General features: G+C 35.9%; 2 protein-coding genes. One reads left to right on the top strand and one right to left on the bottom strand.

Going from position 1 to position 5,958, the window contains the following annotated elements:
- Window positions 1-132 precede the first annotated feature (132 nt).
- The gene (locus tag F6K22_RS28595; RefSeq protein ID WP_293105888.1) at window positions 133-663 is read right to left on the bottom strand and encodes a hypothetical protein; all 531 of its coding nucleotides are present in this window, start codon (window positions 661-663) and stop codon (window positions 133-135) included.
- Window positions 664-921: 258 nt separating this feature from the next.
- Here F6K22_RS28595 and cobN point away from each other — a divergent pair, with 258 nt between their 5' ends.
- Window positions 922-5,898 carry a cobaltochelatase subunit CobN gene (cobN, locus tag F6K22_RS28590; protein WP_293105886.1) on the top strand — a complete coding sequence of 1,659 codons (4,977 nt, stop codon included), beginning with the start codon at window positions 922-924 and terminating at the stop codon, window positions 5,896-5,898.
- Window positions 5,899-5,958 lie beyond the last annotated feature (60 nt).

Here is a 5,958-nt window from a genome sequence, read left to right as displayed (position 1 = left end):
TGAAAGACTAGAGGTGGTAAATTTTTCCCTCCTAGGTAAAGACTAAAGTCGAAAAGATAAAAATTTTTCCGACTTTGGCAAGAGGAAAGACTAGAGGTGGTAAATTTTTCATTATGACAAAAAAACTAATATCTATTCATCTAACACCCTAATTTCATACACTTTAAATCCTGCTCCTCTAGGTAGAGGTCTACCATCCATACCCATTGGATAAGACTCGTAAGCACTTTTTGGTTGATATGGTTTACTATCAACATATTCTCCCTTTATTTCCACTTTTTCTCCAACATATTCGGCAAAAGTTTCAAAAGCGATCGCCTCAGAAAAACGCAAAATCACACCTTCTTCAGCAGAACGTTTTTCTATTTCCAAATCTCCCACATCTAAGACATAATAATTTCCCCCTCCTGCTATCCAAGACTCAACACTTTTACTCCAGGGTTTTTCTATAACTTTACCTGTTAAAGATATCAGAGAATGACCTTCCTGAACTTGCATTGGTATTGATGGAATTTGAGATAGTTTTAATTTTGTCAATAGATAACCACTCATACCACTGATAATTGCAACAAATGCTGATAATACTATCGATAAAACTCTCCAAGGAGTCAAATTTACTTGTATCATTTCTACCTCTAATTTAAAAATTAATTTAATTGCCATTACATTCAATCTACAGCGATCGTAGAAAAAATTCCGGGAGTAAAAGCATTTATTGATAACTATATAGCAATCCGCGCATAGGTTGCGGGTAATCAAAAAGTAGATAAAAAATCTGAAACTCCTACCTGTTCTCTGTTCCCTGTTCCCTAAAAACCTTAAGGTTTTTATACACAAATAAAATAGGACTGCTATAGATATTAATGGATTCAAATATAAGTTTATGATAAAATTATTAGGATTTTTAAACAATAAAATTATATGCACCGAATAGCAGCTACTCCTGGCGGTTGGAACCCTCAAGGAGAGGGGGTAATTTTTATCGAACAAACTCCCGCACCAATGATATTTTTAACTGCAGCAGATACGGATATTCAAACTTTAGCAGCAGCAGTTAATAAGTTACCTTTTGATTTTCCACAACTGCGAGTTGCTAATTTACTGCAGTTACAACAACAGTTAACTATTGATACTTATGCTGATGATATTTTATCCAAGGCAAAAGTAATTATTGTTCGACTTTTAGGAGGGCGTTCCTATTGGTCTTATGGTTTAGAAGTTTTGTTAGAAGTGATAGAAAAAGAAGGGGCAAAACTAATAGTAATTCCTGGAGATGACCGCCCAGATCCAGATTTAATTAGTCATTCTAATGTTTCAATTTCTCTAGTTAATCAATTCTGGCAATATTTAATAGAAGGTGGGGTAGATAATTTTGTTAATGGTCTCAAGTTTATCGCTAATATTTGTCTGGAAAAAGATTATGATTTTGCCTCACCTATATCAGTGCCACGAGTCGGAATTTATCCTTGGCAAAAAGAAGAGCAAAGTAGAAAGGCAAAAGTCGGAGTATTGTTCTATCGCGCTCATTATCTATCTGGAAATATTGCTCCTATAGATGCTCTTTGCCAAACTTTAATAGAAAAAAATTTAGAACCTGTTCCGGTATTTGTTTCTTCTCCTAGAGATGTAGAAGTACAGGGAGAAATATTGGCATATTTTCAACCTGAAAATGCTGAAGCAATTCAATTATTGTTAAACACAACAAGTTTTGCTGTCTCTGTTGTGAATAATCAAGATTTTGCACTGGAAAAATCTCCTAACCCACCCTTGCTAAGACAGGGAAAAAATTTAGACATTCCAGTTTTACAAGTAATTTTTAGTGGTGGGAACTTTGAGCAGTGGGAAAGTCAGTTTCAAGGTCTTTCACCACGGGATGTGGCAATGAATATTGCACTGCCAGAAGTAGATGGAAATATTATTAGTCGGGCAATTTCTTTTAAGGCAGTTCAAACTTGGAATCAAAATATAGAAACAGATGTAGTAAGTTATTTTCCGGTTAAAGATAGGATTGAATTTGTGTCAGAATTAGCTGCTAATTGGATAAAGTTACGACAAACTCCAGCATCTCAACGTCGCATCGCATTAATATTAGCAAATTATCCTAATCGTGACGGTCGTCTTGCTAATGGAGTCGGGTTAGATACTCCTGCTAGTTGTGTAGAAATTCTTCAAGCTTTAGAACAAGCTGGTTATTATTTGGAAAATATTCCTGAAACTGGCGATGAGTTAATTAAATGTCTGACTTCTGGAGTAACAAATGATTTGGAAAGTCGTGAATTACGTCCTGTTTTCCAGTCTTTATCCTTGGCAGAATTTGAAAGATATTTTGCTAGTTTGCCAGAAGTTGTACGAGAAAAAATTATTCAGAGATGGGGGAAAAGAGTAGACACGGATTTTGCCACGGATGTACGGATTAATTCGATGATAATTCCGTCATCTTTTCTCAAATCTGTTTCTAGTAATTTTTCAGAATTTGAGAAAGATAATGAGACAGATTTTGCCACAGATGTAGGGATTAATTCGACGATAATTCCGCCATCTGTTTCTAGTAATTTTTCAGAATTTGAGAAAGAGAATGACACAGATTTTGCCATGGATGTAGGGATTAATTCGACGATAATTCCACCATCTGTTTCTAGTAATTTTTCAGGATTTGAGAAAGATAGTGAGGTAAAAGAAATAGATAATTTTCCCATTCCAGGCATTCAGCTAGGAAATAATGACACGGATGTACGGATTAATTCTAGAATAATTCCTCTATATAAAGAAACTGATAATTTTCCCATTCCAGGCATTCAGCTAGGAAATATTTTTGTAGGTATTCAACCTTCGCGGGGTTACGATATCGACCCCAGTTTAAATTATCATGCTCCAGATTTAGAACCGACTCCTAATTATTTAGCTTTCTATTATTGGTTAAGAGAAAAATTTAAAATAGATGCAATTATTCATGTGGGAAAACATGGAAATTTAGAATGGTTGCCTGGTAAAAGTGTCGGTTTATCTCAAGAATGTTTTCCAGAAATAGCTCTCGGTGCTTTGCCACATTTTTATCCTTTTATTGTTAACGATCCAGGAGAGGGTTCTCAAGCTAAACGGAGGTCTCAAGCTGTAATTATCGATCATTTAACTCCACCTATGACTCGTGCGGAAATTTATGGAGTTTTGCAGCAATTAGAAACTTTAATTGATGAATATTATGAGGCGCAAAATTTAGATCCGTCTCGGTTATCTGTGATTAGGGAACGGATAATTAATCTCATAGAAAAAGAAGGTTTAGATAAAGACTTATCATTTTTAGAAAAAGACTCAGCTAACACTGATTTTGCCACGGATGTACGGATTAGTTCCACGTTATTCAGTTCAGAAAAAGACTCAGACTTCCTCTCACCCCCTCAGCAAAATGAGCAGAAATTTTCTACAGAAGCAGAATGTGTATCTTCCGACTTCTCTAGTTGTGAAAAAGACTCAGACTTCCTCTCCCCTTCCTACAAAAATAGGCAGAAATTTGCCAGAGAAACACAAGAGGTAACTTCCGAGTTTTCTAGTTCCTCTAAAGACTCAGACTTCCTCTTACCCTCTCAGCAAAATGAGCAGAAATTTTCTACAGAAGCAGAATGTGTATCTTCCGACCCTACCGAGCAAAACGAGCAGAAATTTTTCACAGAAATAGAAGGTGTAACTTCCGAGTTTTCTAGTTCCTCTAAAGACTCAGACTTCCTCTCACCCCCTCAGCAAAATAGGGAAAAATTTTCTACAGAAACAGAAGGTGTAACTTCCGAGTTTTCTAGTTCCTCTAAAGACTTAGACTTCCTCTCACTCCCTCAGCAAAATAGGGAAAAATTTTCTACAGAAACAGAAGATGTAAATTCCCACTTTTCCAGTTCCTCTAAAGACTCAGACTTCCTCTTACCATCCGAGCAAAATAGGGAAAAATTTTCTACAGAAACAGAAGAGGTAACTCCCGACTTCTCCACTTCGGAAAAAGACTCAGACTTTCTCTCACCTCAGCAGCAAAATCAGGATAAATTTGCCAGAGAAACAGAAGAGGTAACTTCTGAGTTTTTCAGTTCCTCTAAAGACTCAGACTTTCTTGCACCTCCGCAGCAAAATCAGGATAAATTTGAAAATGATGAAAATGCTAGATTTGCCAAATTAATAACTAATGTAGATGGTTATCTTTGCGAATTAAAAGAAGCACAAATTCGCGATGGTTTACATATATTTGGTCAATCTCCTCAAGGTCAACAACTACGAGATTTAATCCTAGCGATCGCTCGTCATCCTAGTACTACTCGTTTAGGTTTAACTCGTGCTTTAGCTAAAGATTTAAACTTAGATTTTGATCCTCTCACCGACGATTTTTCTACAATTATTAATCACAACTTATTAATAGATGGAAAATCTTTTCGTACCTTGGGTGATGCTGTTGAATTACTCGAAGAAAAAGTAGCTAATTTAGTCGAAAATTTAATCGATCAAAATCTGATTAACTCTCCCTTCCCACAGACAAATAAAGAATTAGAATGGATTCGCCAAAATCTTCTACCTTCTCTGCAAAAAACTGACCAAGAAATTACTAACTTATTAATAGGATTAGATGGCAAATATATCCCTAGTGGTTCCTCTGGCGCTCCTACTAGAGGTAGACCAGATGTTTTACCCACAGGTCGGAATTTTTACTCTGTAGATATTCGCGCCATTCCCACAGAAACTGCTTGGAGAATAGGGCAATTAGCAGCAGAAAATTTAATCGAAAGATACACTCAAGAAAATGGTGAATATCCTCAAACTTTAGGGTTATCAATATGGGGAACTTCTACGATGCGAACTGGTGGAGATGATATTGCTGAAGCACTTGCTTTATTAGGGGTAAAACCAGTCTGGGATAGACCATCTCGAAGAGTTATAGATTTTGAAATTTTGCCAATTTCAATATTAGGAAGACCCCGTGTAGATGTAACTTTAAGAATTTCTGGTTTCTTTCGAGATGCTTTTCTTAATATTATTGATTTATTCGACCAAGCTGTTATTGCTGTGGCTAATTTAGATGAGTCTCCAACAGAAAATCCTTTAGCTGCTCAAGTCAAAAAAGAAGTCAAATATTGGCAAGAATTAGGATTAACTGAAGTTCAGGCAAAAGCACGTTCTCAATATAGAATATTTGGTTCTAAACCAGGAGCTTATGGTGCAGGTTTACAGGGTTTAATCGAATCTCAAAATTGGCAAGATGATCGAGATTTAGCCAGAGCTTATATTAATTGGAGTAGTTATGCTTATACGGGAGTTAATAATAGTTATAACCAGGAAGCTAGGGCGATAAATTCTCCCGAAGTATTTTCCCAACGTCTTCAAAAAATGCAGATAGTTTTGCATAATCAAGACAATAGAGAACATGACTTATTAGACTCCGATGATTATTATCAATTCCAAGGAGGAATGACTGTTGCAATTCGCGCTTTAACTGGCAAAAATCCTGAGACTTATTTTGGCGATAATTCTATGCCAGAAAATCCCAAAGTTCGACAATTAAAAGAACAAATTGCTAGGGTTTATCGTTCCAGAGTTATTAATCCTAAATGGATAGCTGGAGTAATGCGTCATGGTTATAAAGGAGCTTTTGAAATGGCAGCAACAATAGATTATTTATTTGCCTATGATGCTACGGCAAAATGTGTAGAAGATTTTATGTATCAAGGAGTAGCAGAAGCTTATATTTTTGATGAAAATGTACAGTCATTTATTCAAGCCAAAAATCCTTGGGCGTTACGAGATATGGCAGAAAGATTATTAGAAGCAAATCAAAGAGGTTTATGGCAGTCAGCTAATCAAAAAATATTGGATAAGTTGCGAGCGATCATTCTACAAGCAGAGGGAATAATTGAGGCTAATATTTAATAAAAAAATCTCATATGGTGGGCAAATCTTCAAAATTATAAACTCGTCTGACAAACAGAA

It is taken from the genome of Okeania sp. SIO2F4 (assembly GCF_010672385.1).
Taxonomy (GTDB): domain Bacteria; phylum Cyanobacteriota; class Cyanobacteriia; order Cyanobacteriales; family Microcoleaceae; genus Trichodesmium.
This window is presented reverse-complemented; position numbering and strand designations above follow the sequence as displayed.

Bases quoted from the DNA above. Each gene is read 5' to 3' on its own strand.
- F6K22_RS28595 (WP_293105888.1), bottom strand. From the start codon at position 663: ATGGCAATTAAATTAATTTTTAAATTAGAGGTAGAAATGATACAAGTA.
- cobN (WP_293105886.1), top strand. From the start codon at position 922: ATGCACCGAATAGCAGCTACTCCTGGCGGTTGGAACCCTCAAGGAGAG.